At 61.8% G+C, this 14,104-nt stretch carries 13 protein-coding genes; 3 read left to right on the top strand and 10 right to left on the bottom strand.

Annotated features, from left to right (window positions below; translation table 11 throughout):
- Positions 1-63: 63 nt before the first annotated feature.
- Together NDB2M4_RS16485 and NDB2M4_RS16480 are read right to left on the bottom strand one after the other, a co-directional pair.
- Entirely contained in the window at positions 64-1,005 is a 942-nt protein-coding gene (locus NDB2M4_RS16485; protein WP_072377025.1) for a DMT family transporter, read from the bottom strand.
- Positions 1,002-2,423 carry an amidase gene (locus tag NDB2M4_RS16480; RefSeq protein ID WP_072377024.1) on the bottom strand — a complete coding sequence of 474 codons (1,422 nt, stop codon included), beginning with the start codon at positions 2,421-2,423 and terminating at the stop codon, positions 1,002-1,004. The genes NDB2M4_RS16485 and NDB2M4_RS16480 overlap by 4 nt, the downstream gene beginning before the upstream one ends.
- A gap of 117 nt (positions 2,424-2,540) precedes the next feature.
- Here NDB2M4_RS16480 and NDB2M4_RS16475 point away from each other — a divergent pair, with 117 nt between their 5' ends.
- Positions 2,541-3,398 (top strand): IclR family transcriptional regulator, encoded by an 858-nt coding sequence (locus tag NDB2M4_RS16475; protein ID WP_171988134.1) that lies wholly within the window; start codon positions 2,541-2,543, stop codon positions 3,396-3,398.
- A gap of 2 nt (positions 3,399-3,400) precedes the next feature.
- On the opposite strand, the gene NDB2M4_RS16470 is transcribed toward NDB2M4_RS16475, so the two are convergent.
- The 5 genes from NDB2M4_RS16470 to NDB2M4_RS16450 all read right to left on the bottom strand — a co-directional run bounded on the left by NDB2M4_RS16470 (position 3,401) and on the right by NDB2M4_RS16450 (position 9,922).
- A complete protein-coding gene (locus NDB2M4_RS16470; protein WP_139247346.1) occupies positions 3,401-4,183 on the bottom strand; it encodes a creatininase family protein in 783 nt (260 codons plus the stop codon).
- A gap of 111 nt (positions 4,184-4,294) precedes the next feature.
- On the bottom strand, positions 4,295-4,912 hold the full coding sequence (locus NDB2M4_RS16465) for an SRPBCC family protein (RefSeq protein ID WP_072377017.1): 618 nt from the start codon (positions 4,910-4,912) through the stop codon (positions 4,295-4,297).
- A gap of 20 nt (positions 4,913-4,932) precedes the next feature.
- Positions 4,933-6,825: a hydantoinase B/oxoprolinase family protein gene (locus NDB2M4_RS16460; protein ID WP_072377015.1), complete on the bottom strand. Its 1,893-nt coding sequence runs from the start codon at positions 6,823-6,825 to the stop codon at positions 4,933-4,935.
- A 14-nt stretch (positions 6,826-6,839) separates the two neighbouring features.
- Positions 6,840-8,894 carry a hydantoinase/oxoprolinase family protein gene (locus NDB2M4_RS16455; RefSeq protein WP_171988133.1) on the bottom strand — a complete coding sequence of 685 codons (2,055 nt, stop codon included), beginning with the start codon at positions 8,892-8,894 and terminating at the stop codon, positions 6,840-6,842.
- Positions 8,895-9,148: 254 nt separating this feature from the next.
- The gene (locus NDB2M4_RS16450) at positions 9,149-9,922 is read right to left on the bottom strand and encodes a hypothetical protein (RefSeq protein WP_210186564.1); all 774 of its coding nucleotides are present in this window, start codon (positions 9,920-9,922) and stop codon (positions 9,149-9,151) included.
- Between the two features lie 255 nt (positions 9,923-10,177).
- Here NDB2M4_RS16450 and NDB2M4_RS16445 point away from each other — a divergent pair, with 255 nt between their 5' ends.
- Positions 10,178-10,771: an isochorismatase family protein gene (locus NDB2M4_RS16445; protein ID WP_210186563.1), complete on the top strand. Its 594-nt coding sequence runs from the start codon at positions 10,178-10,180 to the stop codon at positions 10,769-10,771.
- On the opposite strand, the gene NDB2M4_RS16440 is transcribed toward NDB2M4_RS16445, so the two are convergent.
- Entirely contained in the window at positions 10,772-11,761 is a 990-nt protein-coding gene (locus tag NDB2M4_RS16440; protein WP_171988132.1) for an XdhC family protein, read from the bottom strand.
- A gap of 253 nt (positions 11,762-12,014) precedes the next feature.
- On the opposite strand from NDB2M4_RS16440, the gene NDB2M4_RS16435 reads away from it, so the two are divergent.
- Complete coding sequence (locus tag NDB2M4_RS16435) at positions 12,015-12,359, top strand: hypothetical protein (protein WP_072377006.1); 345 nt, start codon at positions 12,015-12,017, stop codon at positions 12,357-12,359.
- 98 nt (positions 12,360-12,457) lie between these two features.
- Here NDB2M4_RS16435 and NDB2M4_RS16430 read toward each other — a convergent pair whose 3' ends face one another.
- Positions 12,458-12,700: a CDGSH iron-sulfur domain-containing protein gene (locus NDB2M4_RS16430; RefSeq protein WP_072377003.1), complete on the bottom strand. Its 243-nt coding sequence runs from the start codon at positions 12,698-12,700 to the stop codon at positions 12,458-12,460.
- Positions 12,701-12,728: 28 nt separating this feature from the next.
- Positions 12,729-14,090 (bottom strand): cytochrome P450, encoded by a 1,362-nt coding sequence (locus NDB2M4_RS16425; RefSeq protein ID WP_072377001.1) that lies wholly within the window; start codon positions 14,088-14,090, stop codon positions 12,729-12,731.
- Between the last annotated feature and the right edge of the window lie 14 nt (positions 14,091-14,104).

Below are 14,104 nucleotides of genomic sequence, written 5' to 3'. Positions count from 1 at the left end.
GCGGATATATCCACATATTGGATACAGCATCCTAAATTGAGATAAACAAAACTGTCAATCTCGTTATTCTGGGCGCTGATTACGCGGCCGCGTCGAATTAACGATGAAAACACCTAGCGCGGTGAGCGCGAGTGCAAGCCAGCTCCAGAGCGAGATCACCTCGCCGAAAAAAGCCACGGCAAACAGCACTCCAACGGCCATATTCACGTAGCTCAGTTGGCTGATGTAAACGGGTCCACCGACGCGCTGGAGGCGGAAGTAGAACGCGTAGCCGAAGCCGAGCGTGACGGATTGCAGTGCGATCAACTTCCAGTTCGCCGCAATATGCTGGAGCACAGTGCCGTTTGCGCCACTTGGAACGACGAGCTCCCAAAAGATGAGCAAACAGATCAAAGACTGTGCAGCCGCAGCGAGAGTCCACGTCGCCAATTGCAAGGCGGGCGGGTCGTACGAAGGCCAGTCGACGCTGCGATAAACGTTGCCAACGGCGAGCACCGCGGGGCCGATCATCGCCGCCAGATACCAGAGAATTGAAGGTGCCGTTTCCACGTCGCCGTGCCCGCGCGTGATCAGGATGATTGCAGCGCCGGCGATACCCAATGCCAAGCCAAACACGCGCGCAGGGCTCGGCTTCTCGAGACGCAACATATAGACGATCGCCAGCGTCGCGATGGGGATGAGCGTTTGCATGATGGCGGGCAGCGCCGAACCCAGATGCTGCATCACAGCAACGATTGCGGTGAACGGCACTGCGATGGTGAGTTGCCCGGAGATAAAGGCATACCGCATCGCTTCGCGATCAGGCCGCAGCGAATAGCCCTTCAGGTAATTGAGCACTGCAAGGACGACTGTGCCTCCCAACGACGCAACCGCAACATAGACGAGCGGCGATAGGCCATGGGATACGGCAATGTTGCCCAAGGGAAAGATGGTGCCGACGCCTGCACCGGTTGCGAGTAGCAACAGCAGAGGCTCTGCCCTGCGCCAGAAATTTGAGGCGCTCATGGCGATACTGCGGGATCGATGGGGACGCGCAAAGCGCTTTGGAGCACAGCCTCGCACCACGCTGCCGCCGACAGCAACTCCGCCTCGGCATAAGGCTTTGCAACGAGTTGCAGACCAACCGGCAATCCCGTGCTTGTGCGCCCACAAGGGATTGAGATCGCCGGGCAGCCGCACACGCTGATCGCATAGCCCAGAACCATCCAATCGAGGTATGTCGTCAGCTTCTTTCCCTCGATCTCGTCAACGTAGCGCTGCTCGACCGGGAACGGCTCGACGGGCGCCGTCGGCGTTATGAGGATGCCGTGGGTGTCGAGGAATGCGATCATGGCGCGGCGCAAACTCCCCCGCTCGGCCTCCGCCGAGGCAATGTCCGCTGCCGACAGGCGCAGGCCCTCTTCAATGTTCCAGACGACTTCCGGCTTCAGCTTCTGGCGGTGGGCTTCCAGAGCGTCGCGCCGCAAAGCCGCGAACTGAAAGGCGCGGAGCGTGCGGAACACGCTATCGCTCGAGCGCAGGTCCGGGTCGGCTGCGTCAACGTCGAGCCCGGCCCGGACGAGCTTATCGATCGCTTCCTCGACAACGGCGCGCACGCCGCGATCAACCTCAGCCAAGCCAAGCGTGAGACTGTAGGCGGCCGACTTGGGTGGCGTCGCACGGCGCGCCGCTTCGAGATAGCTTTGCTTGGCCGGGAGAGGGCGGCAGAGCGGGTCTCGCACGTCGAACCGTGCCATGCCATCGAGCGCCAGCGCTGCATCCTCGACCGTGCGGGCCAGCGGGCCCATGATCGAAAGCACCTGCATGGGTAAGCTGCTCGGCCCTTGGGGTATCAGTCCAGGGCTCGGACGCAATCCGACGACATTGCAGAAGGCCGCTGGAAATCGCAGCGAGCAGGCAAAATCTGACCCCTGTGACAGGAAAGCCATTCCAGTGGCGACGGCCACGGCGGCGCCACCCGAAGATCCGCCCGCGGAGCGCGTCACATCCCATGGATTGAGCGTGCGCCCGAAAACCTCGTTGAAGGTATTGGCGCCCGCTTCGAACTCGGGCGTGTTCGACTTTGCATAAACGGCCCCACCTGCCGCTTCGATAGCGTCAACAACGTAATCCGAATGGCCTGGAACATAATCAGCGTATGCGAGCGAGCCATATGTCGTCCGCACGCCGGCAACAGCGGCCGAATCCTTTATCGTCCAAGGGAGCCCGTAGAAGCGGCCGCGCTCGGCGGGTGGGCGTTTCTCGAGTTCCTCCAGATAGCGGAAGGCTCGGTCGAAGCATAAAGTGGGGAGGGCGTTGACTTGGCTATCTACGGCTTCGACGCGCCCGGCGATGCTTATGAGCACCTCACGCGCTGAGATATCGCCCGCTGCAATCCGCTCAACGACGTTGACTGCCGACCAGCGCCAAATAGGATCACTCATTATGGTTCCCCAATGGAATCAGCCGGTGTCCTCTTGCCGCAATGCATTGTCTGCTTGTGTGTCATGGCGTAAGAGTGGGCATCACGAATGTTTTTTGAGCAGCGATCGGATTCCGACGTGACGAAATCGCAAAGCGCAGTGGTGCGGGGCAACGGTTCCAAGAAAAGAAATGGCGCCGCGCAGACCACGAACAGTGCCCAAGAAGATGCCGCCGACGATCCGTTGCGCGGCATGGCGCGCTCGTTCGCGGTTCTCGATTACCTCGCCACGTCGCCGGGCCGTGTTGTCGACGTTACCCGCAGCCTCAATCTGCCGTGGGCCACCGTGCACCGCACGCTGATCCAGCTCGAGAAGGCGCAGTTTTTGCGCCGCGATCCGGAAAGCAACCGATACGAGATCGGTCCGCGCCTGTGGCACATCGGATCGGCTTACCTTGCCAATCATCGGGCGCTGAAGGCCGCAACGCCCTATCTCGCTCGTCTCGAGGACGAGGAAGGGATCGCAACGCAGGTGGTGGAGCGGATCGGCAATCAGTCGGTCGCGATCTATTCGCACCAGCGCGCGGAAGAAGACATCAGGAAAGCCGAGTACGGCTATCACTTCCCGCTGCACTGCGGCTCGAAGGGCCTGGTGTTGCTCGCGTATGAAGAACCAGAGTTCATTGAAGAGTATCTTGCACGCGACCTCGAGCGCTTGACGGCGGATACCGTTACGGATCCCAAGCGGCTGCGTGCAATCCTCAAGCAGGTCAAAGCCGACGGCAAATCTCTCACGGTTGGCGACGTGCAGCCGTTCACAGGCTCCATCGCTGCGCCGATCTACGACGCCAACGAGCGCGTCGTGGCGTGCCTCTCGTTCGTGTTCCGCAAGGCCGTCGCGAAAAACACCAAGCGCCTGGATGCGCTGACCGATCTTCTCCTCGAGACGACCCACTCGATCAGTCTCGATCTGGGCTGGCGGCCGGGTACGGCCTAGTTTCATTTTTTTCGTTCGCCGTATGAGGTTTGCAGCTCGGTGAATGTTTTCGTCAGCGCTGCGATGACGACGTTGATGAAGGCTTCGCCCGCTTCTGCGCTGGCAACCGAGGGATCGCCGAAGATCGCCGCGTGGCCGACTTGCGGACGCGGACGACGCGCATAGGTGCGTGTCGGATTGGTCGGCGCGACGAGGTCCCAGCCCACTGGGCCGTAATGCGCACCCTTTAGACGATCCATCTTCACGATGTCCGGGCGCGTGGCGAGCTGAAACGATGCTTCCATTTCGCAGCCATGCCCCATGCCACCCGGGACCGATTTGCGCATTGCGTGAATCTCGGCTGCGGCCGGCTCCCAATAGCTCACGGCGGAGACGATGAAGTCATAGTCTTCATCCAGCTCATCGATCAGGTGGCGCGCGACGGCGTCATTGGCTGTACCGCTCGGGCGATTTCCGTTGAGCAGGATGATGTGCTTGAAACCCTGGCGCACGAGCGCGGCACCGATCTCGAATACCAAAGTCTGATACGTCGGGATCGTGAGCGATATGGTGCCGGGAAACTTCTCGAAGGTTTTTGAAATTCCGTAAGCGACGGGCGGAGCGACAACCGCGTCGATCTTGTCTGCAAGCAAGGCGGCGATGTGGTCCACCTGGTGCGTGTCTGTGTCCAGCGGCATGTGCGGACCGTGCGCCTCGGTCGCCCCCGTTGGAACGATCACCGATCGTCCGGCCGCGATTGCGTCGGCGGCCTCCATCTGGGTCATGTATGACAAGCGACGTTCCACGAAGCAGCTCTCCCCTATTGCAGCTCTTGGTGCATCAAGCACCGTATTAGCGACTCCGGCTTCCGTTGCGCGCCGTGGTCGAGCGCGGGAGGTGGGAAGCCGGAGTCGCTATCAGCCCCCCTGGCGACTTTGCATTCCGAACAGTCGCCGGAGCGACGAGACAAAGACGAGCCAGAGAATCCTGAATGCGTTCACCTGATTGGCGGCTTGCACGGGTCTCGCAGCAGCCGATGATGCCGAGGCAGCAGCTTCGTTATCGTGGGACGTGCTGCTCTGCGGCTGACCTTCGGACAGCTTTGCTTCGACGTTGCGCGCAAACTGACCAATCAGAACGTTCGCCGTTTCGGTGACGACGCCGGTCCGGCCGAACTGGGCGATGGGACCTGCAAGCTGCACATCTGCCTCGATGTCGACCCGCGATCCGACGCCCGCCTGTACGACCTTGTAGTCCATGATGAGCTTGGAGCGACTGCCGCCCTTGCGGTCGAGACCTTGCCCCTCCACGTGGGCGCTGCGTGTGGCGGCATCGTTCACCACACGCGCTGCGCCTTCGAATGAAGCGCCGAACGGGCCAAGCTTGATATTCACCCGTCCGGCATAGTTTCCGTCGCCGCGGTCTTCCGTGAACTGCGCACCCGGCATGCACGTTGCTACCGTCGGAATATCCTGGAACAGTGCCCAGACTTCCGCTGGCGGCCGGTTGACCTTGAACGACTGATTGATCTTCATCCCTTTATCCTCGGGCTAGCTCACTGCGCTGCAGGTTTAGCGAACCATCCGGCGTCGGGATCAGACCAACCTTCGGGGCGCGAAATCTTGCCTGCCGCCTTCAGCTTATCGAAGTAGGCGCCGCGATCGAACATCGGCAGATTGCCGCGTGCTTTTGCCAACTCCGCCCGCTTCGCTTTGGTGGCGGCCTCATCGGCGGACCACTTGCGGCCGGATTTGATCAGCACGACGCCGTAGTCGGCGAGCGCGGATTCCGCTGAGATGTTTCCGCATTGCACGTCGGAAACGACCACGTCGACGGGACGCGCGAGAGGATCGCCCCAGCCGCCGCCGCCCGTGGTGACGATGGTGATCGATGCGCCCGCGGGCACGACGACGTTATCGCACATGCCGGGATGCTCGGCCTCCTCGCCCGCGACGCCGGTGACGGTAACCTTATAATTAGCGCCCGCCTTGCCGCCGTTCACCCCGTAGCAGCCGAGCATCGAGCGGTCGGCGTTGGAGATGAGCTTGCATTCGTCGAGCATCTTGATGCGCTTGTCGTAGCCGAGGCCGCCACGATGGAAGCCGGCTCCGCCCGAATCCTGCTTCAGTCCGAGGCGCTCAACCAGAATTGGATAGCGCGTCTCGGAGAATTCAGCGGGAAGGTTCTTCGAGTTCGGCACGATGTGCACGACGTCGGACCCGTCGGCCCATGGGCGACCAGGGCTGCCGCCGCCGAGAACTTCGCGGAACAGGTAGAAGTCGTCCTGCGTCTTGCCGCCGGTGACGCCCCAGATGCGGATCGTCTCGTGATCGGCGGGCATCTTGCCGTCGGTCGCCTTCGACAAGCATGCTGCGAAGACGCCGAGCGTGCGCAGCATGAGGAAGAAGCGCATGCCCGTCGGTTTGCCGAACGTCGGCGTTATCAGCGTGCCCTTCTCGGGAAAGACCACATCAACGACGTCGAGCACGCCTTCGTTGGAGTCGATCTCCGCGGCTCGCTCGGGCGAATTGGCGAGGGAGCGCAGCGTCGGCGCCAGCCACTTGCGGAAGTAGCGGCCTTCTACCTCGTCGAGCGACCAGTTGATCGGTCCCTTCGCTTCAGGGTCGGTGCCGGTGAAGTCGAGAATGATCTTCTCGGGCGTCTTCGTCATCTTGATGCGCAGCGCGTGCAGGCGCGGCTCGTCGACGCCATCGTTCTCGATGTAGTCCTCGAAGTTGTAGACGCCATCCTTGATGCGCGGCAGAATTTCGCGGCGGAATACCTCCGCGGTGTTGAGCAGGATCTGGTCGAACGCAGCTTCGAGCGTATCGACGCCGTAACGCTCTGCGAGGGCGATGACGCGGCGCGATCCGAGTTTGGCTGCGCCGATCTCGGCATCGAGATCGCCGGCGAGGTGCTCGGACAGGCGCGAGTTGCGCACGATGATCTTGAACGCAGCCTCGTTCAGCTTGCCGCGCTCATAGAGCTTGATCGGCGGGATGAGCACGCCTTCCATCCAGCTGTCGGTCGCATGCACCGGCAAGCTGCCCGGCACAGCGCCGCCGATATCGTCGTGATGGCCGAACACCTGGCTGAAGCCGATCAGGCGCTCGCCGAAGAAGATCGGCACGGTGGTGCACAGGTCGGGAACGTGGCCGATGCCGCCGCAGGAGTTGTAAGGGTCGTTCCAGAAGAAGACGTCGCCGGGGAAGATATTGTTTGCGCCGAAATACTCGAACACCGGCTCGACGATCGCCGAATAGGAACGACCGGTGAGCTTGCGCCCTTTCGCGTCGAACAGCGCAACGCGATAGTCGTGCTGGTCGCGGATCATCGGCGAGCGGGCAGTGCGTTCGACCGCAGCTTCGATCTCGAGCTCGGCAGCGCGGATCGTGCCGTGAATAACTTCCAGCTCGATCGGGCCGAGCTTTGTTGGTCTATCAAGCATGTCTGCTCTGTCCCCTAGTCCGTGTTCTTTTCTAGAATGAGGTTGCCGTACGCATCGGCGCGAACGGTCCAGCTGGCAGGAACCACCACTGTCGAGCCGTACTCTTCGATAATCGCAGGACCAATTACCCGCTGATCGATCGCGAGCTCAGTGCGCTTGTAGAGCGGGCAGTTGACCCAGCCGGAGCTGCGCCAGAACGCCTGGCGATGGCCGAAGGGTGTCGCTGCGTCCTTCACCGTCATGTCGGCGTTGATCTGCGGACGATGCTGCTCGCCGATTGCCTGTACGCGCAGGTTCACCAGCTCGACGTCCTGCTCGCCCTCGTAGTGGAAGCCGAATGTCTGATCGTGGACGCGGTGGAAGTCCTTGAACATGTGCTCGACAGCGGCGAGCCCAGCGACTCCGTCGGGCACGTCGACCTGCACCTCATGGCCTTCGCCGAGATAGCGCACATCTGCGACGCGGCGGACCTTGATCTTCTCGGGCGGAATACCTTCCGCGGAGATGTCCCTGACGCCTTCCTGCGCGAGATCCTCCCAGGCAGAGAGGATCTCCTGGTTGTCGACCGTCGACTGCTGACGCACCAGCGTGCGGATGTAGTCGCGGCGCACGTCGGATACGTGCAGGCCGAAGGCGCAGAGATTGCCTGGGCTCGGCGGCGAAACGATCGTGCGCACGTCGAGCAGATCGGCCACCTCGGTTGCGAACAATCCGCCGGCACCGCCGAATGCGACCATGGCATAGGCACCGGGATCGCGGCCGCGGGTTGTCGTCACCTGACGGATGCCGAACACCTGGTTGACCGCGGCGATCTCAAGCGCGCCCGCGGCCACTTCCTCGGCTGTCATGCCGAACTTGGCGCCGAGCTTGTCATAAGCAGCGCGCGCGGCATCGGCGTCGAGCTTGATGGCGCCACCGATGAGCGCCGAGGGCAGACGGCCGAGCGTGATCGCGGCATCCGTGACCGTCGGCTGCGTGCCGCCCCTGCCGTAGCAAATGGGTCCTGGATCAGCACCGGCGCTCTTCGGCCCAACCTTGAGCTGACCGTATGGATCGATCCAGGCAATCGAGCCGCCGCCCGATCCGACGGTAACGATGTCGAGCATTGGCGTCTTGACGGGATAGCTCTCGACCATCGAGGCCGACGTGTACATCGGCGCGTAGTCTTCGACGATGGCGACGTCCGTCGAAGTTCCGCCGACGTCAATCGTCAGAATGTCTTTATAGCCAGCAAGGCGCGCCATGTGGATAGAGCCGAGGATGCCCGCGGCCGGCCCCGACAGCAGCATCGTCACCGGCTTTTCGCCGGCGGAGGAATGCTTCACTACGCCACCGTTCGACTGCATGATGAGAAACGGGATGTCGCCTGACTGCGAGCGAAGCTTGTCGGCCGCGCTGTTGAGGTAAGTGCGGCAGTAGGGCTTGACGAGCACGTCGATCAGGGTGGTCATCGCGCGCTCGTACTCGCGATATTCCGGCAGGACGACGGACGAGAGCGACACGAACACGTCCGGGAAGTTTTCCCTGATCAGTTCGCCGATGCGGCGCTCGTGTGCGTCGTTGGCGTAAGAGTGCAGCAGGCACACGCCGATGCAGCTGACGCCATCCTCGACGAGTTCGCGAACCGCCTGCAGCGTTGCCGCCTCATCGAGTGGCTCCAGCTCCTGGCCGGAGAAGTTCATGCGACCGCCAACCTCGCGCACAAGGTGCAACGGCACGAGGCGCGGCGGCTTCACCCAGAAGAACGAGTTGCCGTAGCCGTCGGGAACGGACTGGCGGGCAACCTCGATCATATGACGGAAGCCGCGCGTTACGATCAGTCCCAGCCCTGAGAATTTGTGCTCGAGAACCGCATTGGTCGCGACGGTCGAGCCGTGCAGAAGCATGCTGAGGTCGCGGTCGGAGGCACCGACCTCATCGAGCACGCGACGGACGCCATTCAACAAGCCCACGCTTGGATCTGCCGGGGTCGATGGTGTCTTCACCACCGTTATGGCGCCGGTCGCGTCATTGATCGCCACAACGTCAGTGAAAGTGCCGCCGGTATCGATCGCAATACGTAGTCCCATCTGTCCCTCGCGTATCCGCATATTGGATATTGCATTCATATAATGCATGTTGGGTTGGGATAATCAAGTCGCTTTGACCGCCTCTCGAAGCTGCGCGCACGCGCCTTTTGCGAGGTGTCGCGTATCGGCCTCAGTCACGTCCAAGCCATTGCCTTTCAAGGTTGTTCTGCACGAGCGCGGGCAGTGCGCGGACGTCCCAAACAAAAAAAGGGCTGCACGAGTGCAGCCCTTGCAGTCGGGGGCTCAGGTCAGTCTCAGAAACGCCAGACGGCAAGCGCCTGGAATGCACTCTCGTCTACGTCGGTACCGAGCTTGTTGCGCCAGTACTGATATTCGGTACCGATGAAGAAGCGATCTTTGTCGCCACCGAGCGCATAACCGACGTCCCAGCGGAACTGCGGCTGCGCAAGGATCCAATCAAGCTGCTTGCCATAAATGTTGGCGGAGTTGCCGGTGTATTCGGCATGTCCTTCAAAGCTGAAGCGCTGGCCGCCGATCGTGAAGGGATAAGCCCAGGCGATATCTGCCTGCCATCCATCGTCCTGAGCGATGTCGCTCTGATCGATGACGCCAGCGATGTAAGTGCGCAGGAACATAAACCCGGGGACATTCCAGTCAGCGTATCCGCCGATCACCCAGGCGAGGTAGCCGGCATCCGCATCGAAGTCCATGCTGGCCATGAAGCCGACATCCTTCACCAGCCCCTTGCCGTAGTTGATGCCGAAGATCTTTGCGGAGCTGAAGTTCGCGTAGAACTCGCCGTAGGCGTCCTTGTCGTTGAAGCCGTCGACATCGGCGTCGTTGATGAAGTCGACGAAGAAGAACACGTCGCCGAACTTCCAGCCACTCGCGTGCTGAAGGGTGACGATCGGTGTCATCGAGTCACCGCCCGCGAACGGGCTCTTCAGGTTGCCGTACTGAAACTGAACTTCCGTGGTGCTCCAGTCCGCGGCTTCAGCCGGCGAACCCACACACGCTGCAACAGCCGCCATAGCAACACCGGCAGCACCACTGCGCCACTTACTCATTCCCTGCATCCTCATTCCCAGTCTCTCCCCGTACACAAGACACCCACATACGATCCCCTGTTTGTGGACTCGCTATCCACATAGCGGATATGTTCATTCAGCGGGCGTAAGTCCGTCAACTGGCCATCGACATGTTCGATAGGTCGCTGTCTCGCTTCTGCCACAGCGCAAGCTCGTGCTCGTTGGCCGGCAAGAAGCCTTCAGCCAGCGGCACGGCGAGCAGCTCGCGCGGCGCAACAGAGGGAGCTTTGAGGAATGGGCATGGGGCTGATCGAGGCGCGTTCGTCAGTGGTCGTCACAATCGATCATCAGGCGAAATTGATGCCTGCCATCCATCGTGCGGACGACGTCATCAGCGATGCGATCCTCCTCGCCGAGACTGCCAAACTTTTCGCCATTCCAGTGATCGGCACAGAACACAATCCCGAAAAGCTCGGGCAGTTGGACTGCCGAATTCGCAGGCATTGTGATGCAGTAGTATCCAAGAAGCATTTCGACGCTTGCGCAGACGGGCTGCTATCGACGATCGCGATGATCGCTCCAGCGACGCCGAGCGAACTGATAGTTTGCGGGTGTGAGACGCACGTCTGCCTGCTGCAGACAGCGCTCTCTTTGCTGGCGGCGGGATACCGTCTGCGCGTCGTCGCATCGGCCTGCGGATCACGCTCAACAGACGATTTTCATCTCGCCCTGAAGAGGCTCGATGCGTCTGGCGCGTCAATTGTCAACTTAGAAATGGTGCTATTTGAGTGGCTGCGGACGTGTGATCACCCGCACTTCAGACGCGTGCTCGCACGCATCAAGGCGCGCCCTGTCGACCGACGCAGCGGCGAAGATCGCCTTAGTTAGTTAAGCGATGATGTTGTGCAGCTTCGCTTCAGCGAGCATTTCAGTGAGAACGCCAAACGCAAATGTGGTCTTGCTCTTTGCGTTTGGGATCGAGCCCACGGGCGCGTGGATGCGCGCGAATTCCTGCGGGTTTACGCCCATTTTCCCCAGCGCATCAAGCCGCGCACGGTGGACGGCGCGATTGCCGAGCACCCCGATATAGAAGCAAGGGCGCTGCAGGAGCTGGCGGAGGATCTCCGGCTCGGCGTCGTGGTCATGAAAGACCAGCACGGTGGCGCTGGTATAATCCAGCGCCTCGATCATCGCGGGGAGTTCGCCGGGGGTCTTGCGCGCCTCGAGCCCGAGTTGGTCCAGCTGCGCTCGCGTTGCCTCTTCGCTCGACCAGACCATGGTTTCGACGCCGGTTGCCCGTGCGAGGGTGGCAATCCCGGTAAGCGCAGGGCCATTGCCGATGAGTGCTAGCCGCAAAGGAGCGGGGTATACGCGCGTGAACGCGTCGCCCGACCTGCCGCTGGCCGGCAAAGGTTCGTCGTCGAGCTCCTGCGCAATGCTCACGCCGCTGGAAAGCTCGGTCGTCACGGAAAAGGATTGGCGTCCCGCACGCATCAGGACCATGGCATCCAAGACATGGGCATCGAGGGCCTGGTCGAAGTACAAATCGAGGCCGCTGCCGCACGGGAGTCTAATGTCGAGGTAGGGTGATCCCTCCCCGTAGCGAACCAAGCGGTTCTCAGCCCGGGCGATCACATCCCTGGCCTCGAGCGCCACGGCCTGTTCAAGACAGCCACCCGAAAGATAGCCAACGTATGAACCATCCTCGGCAACGGCCATCTGCGCGCCGGGCTGGCGGGGTGCGCCTCCGACCACACCAACCAAGGTCACCAGTGCCACCCGCATCCCGCTGCTTTGCCAGAAGCGCAGCATCGGCAGGACGTCGTCCTGATCAATCAGATTGAGATGAGGCACCACTTGCTTGGGACTGATCGACATACGCATCCGCCCGGCTTTGCATTGATACTGTATCCATATATTGGATATGCGGCACTGAAAAGGCATCTCATGCCGTGCTGCGAGCCATCGATTTCCGAGTGCGCGAGGGCCTCGCGCCCGGGGCGGGACAGTGATCGTTGCGCTCGTGCAGCAATGGGCCGTCGTTGCGTTGCTGAGTTGATCCAAATCACCGCGCGGCGGCGAGGAATCAGGCGCTGCTGCACGCTGGGATTATTCTGAGGGGAACACGCAAATGGCCGTCAAACTGCCGCTCAGCACGGCTGCTGTCGCCGCCGCGCTTTGCTTTATAATCGCACCGCCTGCACTAGCCGACGAAACCGGGCTCGCAGACGTCCACACGATGCGGCGCGAGGGTGCGCAGCTCTGCTTCCTCGACCACTTCCACTACGGCAGCAGCGCCGGACAGGCGAGTGAGCGCGCGGCAAAGGCAGTGGCGGTCAGGTCGTGGTCAGGGTTCGTCGACCTGGAGTACGGCAGCGATTGGGCTCGCTATGGGCGTGCGCATTCCAAGTCGCTAAAGTGCGAGAAGTCCACGAGCGGCTGGGGCTGCTTTGTCGAGGCGCGCCCCTGCAAGTGAAGCGCTTCTAGCGTTAGCGGCGGGAAGGCGTGAGGCCATCCCGCCGATGCGGTGCCCCCCGTGCGCTGAAGCCGGGGGGCGTCCTGCTGAAGCAGGCATCACAGCACGTTGTGTGTCCCGTCGCAGAACGGGGGATCGCCGCTCTCCTTGCAGCCGCAAAGCATCACCGTCTCGGTTCGCTCAGCGACGAACATCATGGGCTCGATCCCGGTGCCTGCATGAGCGCCGTCGCAGAAGGGCTGGGTGCTGCTGCGTCCACAGCGGCACCAGCGATATGTCTGCCCAGCCTCGACCTCGACCTGATACGGACTGAGCTGAGCTGCGATCGCTTCTGTTGTCATTGGGTCCCTCCCCTCGCTTCGCGCGGCCTCACATCAACTCACGCAGACGGAACTGCAGCCCGCCTTTGGGTATGAGCGTCACGCTTGCGGCAACCGGCGGAGGCACGCTGCCGAGGTACTCGGGCTCGAAGCGGCGCAGCAGCTGCGTCAATGCGAGCATCACTTCGATCTGTGAAAGCTGGCCGCCGAGGCAGAAGCGCTTGCCGGCGCCGAAGGGGATGTAGCTGTACTTGACGCGCTTCTTGGCGTTGGCGGGATCGAAGCGCTCTGGCCGGAACTCTTCTGGATCGTCCCAGTATTTGGGATCGTGGTGTGCGACGTAAGGGCAAAGGACGATGCGGTCGCCGGCTTGGATTTTTTGTCCGGCAATTTCGTCGTCGGCAACGGCGGTGCGGATGAGTGCCCAGGCCGGCGGATAAAGACGTAGCGCCTCCAGCATCACGGAGCGCGTGTAGGTGAGGCGTTCGACATCGGCGGCGGTCGGCTCGCGGTCGCCGTACACTTCCCATCCCTCGCGCCGGATGCGGGCCGCGACATCGGGCCGGCGCGACAGGAGATAGAACGTCCAGGCGAGCGTGAGCGCAGTCGTCTCGGTGCCGGCCCAGAGGTACTGTTTGATCTCGTCCAGGACCTGCTGGTGGTCCCAGGCAGGTTTGCCCGCGTCGTCCTCGGCGTCGAGCATCATCTTCAGCAGTGTCTTTTCGCGGCCCTGCCACGGCTCCGCCGAGATGACCGCTTCCGGCAGCGTGAGCCACGCGCTGATCGCGCGCGCGGGCGCCTCGTCTTCGGCGACATCGGCAATGCCGTTCGCGACCTTTTTCATGCGGATGGAGCGGTGGTTCGACGTATCGGTGTACGCTTTCACGGCACCAAAGACGACCTGAGGGTTGAACGGCACCTCGCGATCGAACAGGGCGCGGCAGATCATGTCGGCCGCGAGACTCCACGTTTGCTCGAGCATCTCGAAGGCGGTACCCCGGCTGGCGAGCCGTGACCAGGCTTCTGCCTTGTTGCGCAGAGACACCATCAGGTACGGGATGTAATCGGCGTAGACCGTGGGATGGAAGTGCGCCTGCTGTGGCTGGCGAACCTTCTGCCAAAGCGCGCCATCGACGGTGATCATCGCCTTGCCGAAGATCGGCTTCAGGCCGTCAAAATACTTCTGGTAGTTATCGACGTTATCGACGAGTACGCGGCGGAAGTGATCCACCTCGCTCAAGATGAAGATGCGCTCCGAGCGAAACGAAACGGGTATGCATCCACCATGGCGCGCGGCGAGCCGCGTGAGAATGCCCATCGGGTCGTCGGTGTTTGTGAACGGAGAGATCTTGAACCAAATGCTCTGCTCGTCCCCCAGCGTTTGGGCATAGGCGGCTGCTTCGCTCGTCATGAGAGCCTCTTTTG

The organism is Hyphomicrobium sp. NDB2Meth4 (assembly GCF_900117445.1).
Taxonomy (GTDB): domain Bacteria; phylum Pseudomonadota; class Alphaproteobacteria; order Rhizobiales; family Hyphomicrobiaceae; genus Hyphomicrobium_A.
This window is presented reverse-complemented; position numbering and strand designations above follow the sequence as displayed.

Coding starts and splice junctions, on each gene's coding strand:
- NDB2M4_RS16485 (WP_072377025.1), bottom strand. CDS start 1,005: ATGAGCGCCTCAAATTTCTGGCGCAGGGCAGAGCCTCTGCTGTTGCTA.
- NDB2M4_RS16480 (WP_072377024.1), bottom strand. CDS start 2,423: ATGAGTGATCCTATTTGGCGCTGGTCGGCAGTCAACGTCGTTGAGCGG.
- NDB2M4_RS16465 (WP_072377017.1), bottom strand. CDS start 4,912: ATGAAGATCAATCAGTCGTTCAAGGTCAACCGGCCGCCAGCGGAAGTC.
- NDB2M4_RS16460 (WP_072377015.1), bottom strand. CDS start 6,825: ATGCTTGATAGACCAACAAAGCTCGGCCCGATCGAGCTGGAAGTTATT.
- NDB2M4_RS16455 (WP_171988133.1), bottom strand. CDS start 8,894: ATGGGACTACGTATTGCGATCGATACCGGCGGCACTTTCACTGACGTT.
- NDB2M4_RS16450 (WP_210186564.1), bottom strand. CDS start 9,922: ATGAGTAAGTGGCGCAGTGGTGCTGCCGGTGTTGCTATGGCGGCTGTT.
- NDB2M4_RS16445 (WP_210186563.1), top strand. CDS start 10,178: ATGGGCATGGGGCTGATCGAGGCGCGTTCGTCAGTGGTCGTCACAATC.
- NDB2M4_RS16440 (WP_171988132.1), bottom strand. CDS start 11,761: ATGTCGATCAGTCCCAAGCAAGTGGTGCCTCATCTCAATCTGATTGAT.
- NDB2M4_RS16435 (WP_072377006.1), top strand. CDS start 12,015: ATGGCCGTCAAACTGCCGCTCAGCACGGCTGCTGTCGCCGCCGCGCTT.
- NDB2M4_RS16430 (WP_072377003.1), bottom strand. CDS start 12,700: ATGACAACAGAAGCGATCGCAGCTCAGCTCAGTCCGTATCAGGTCGAG.
- NDB2M4_RS16425 (WP_072377001.1), bottom strand. CDS start 14,090: ATGACGAGCGAAGCAGCCGCCTATGCCCAAACGCTGGGGGACGAGCAG.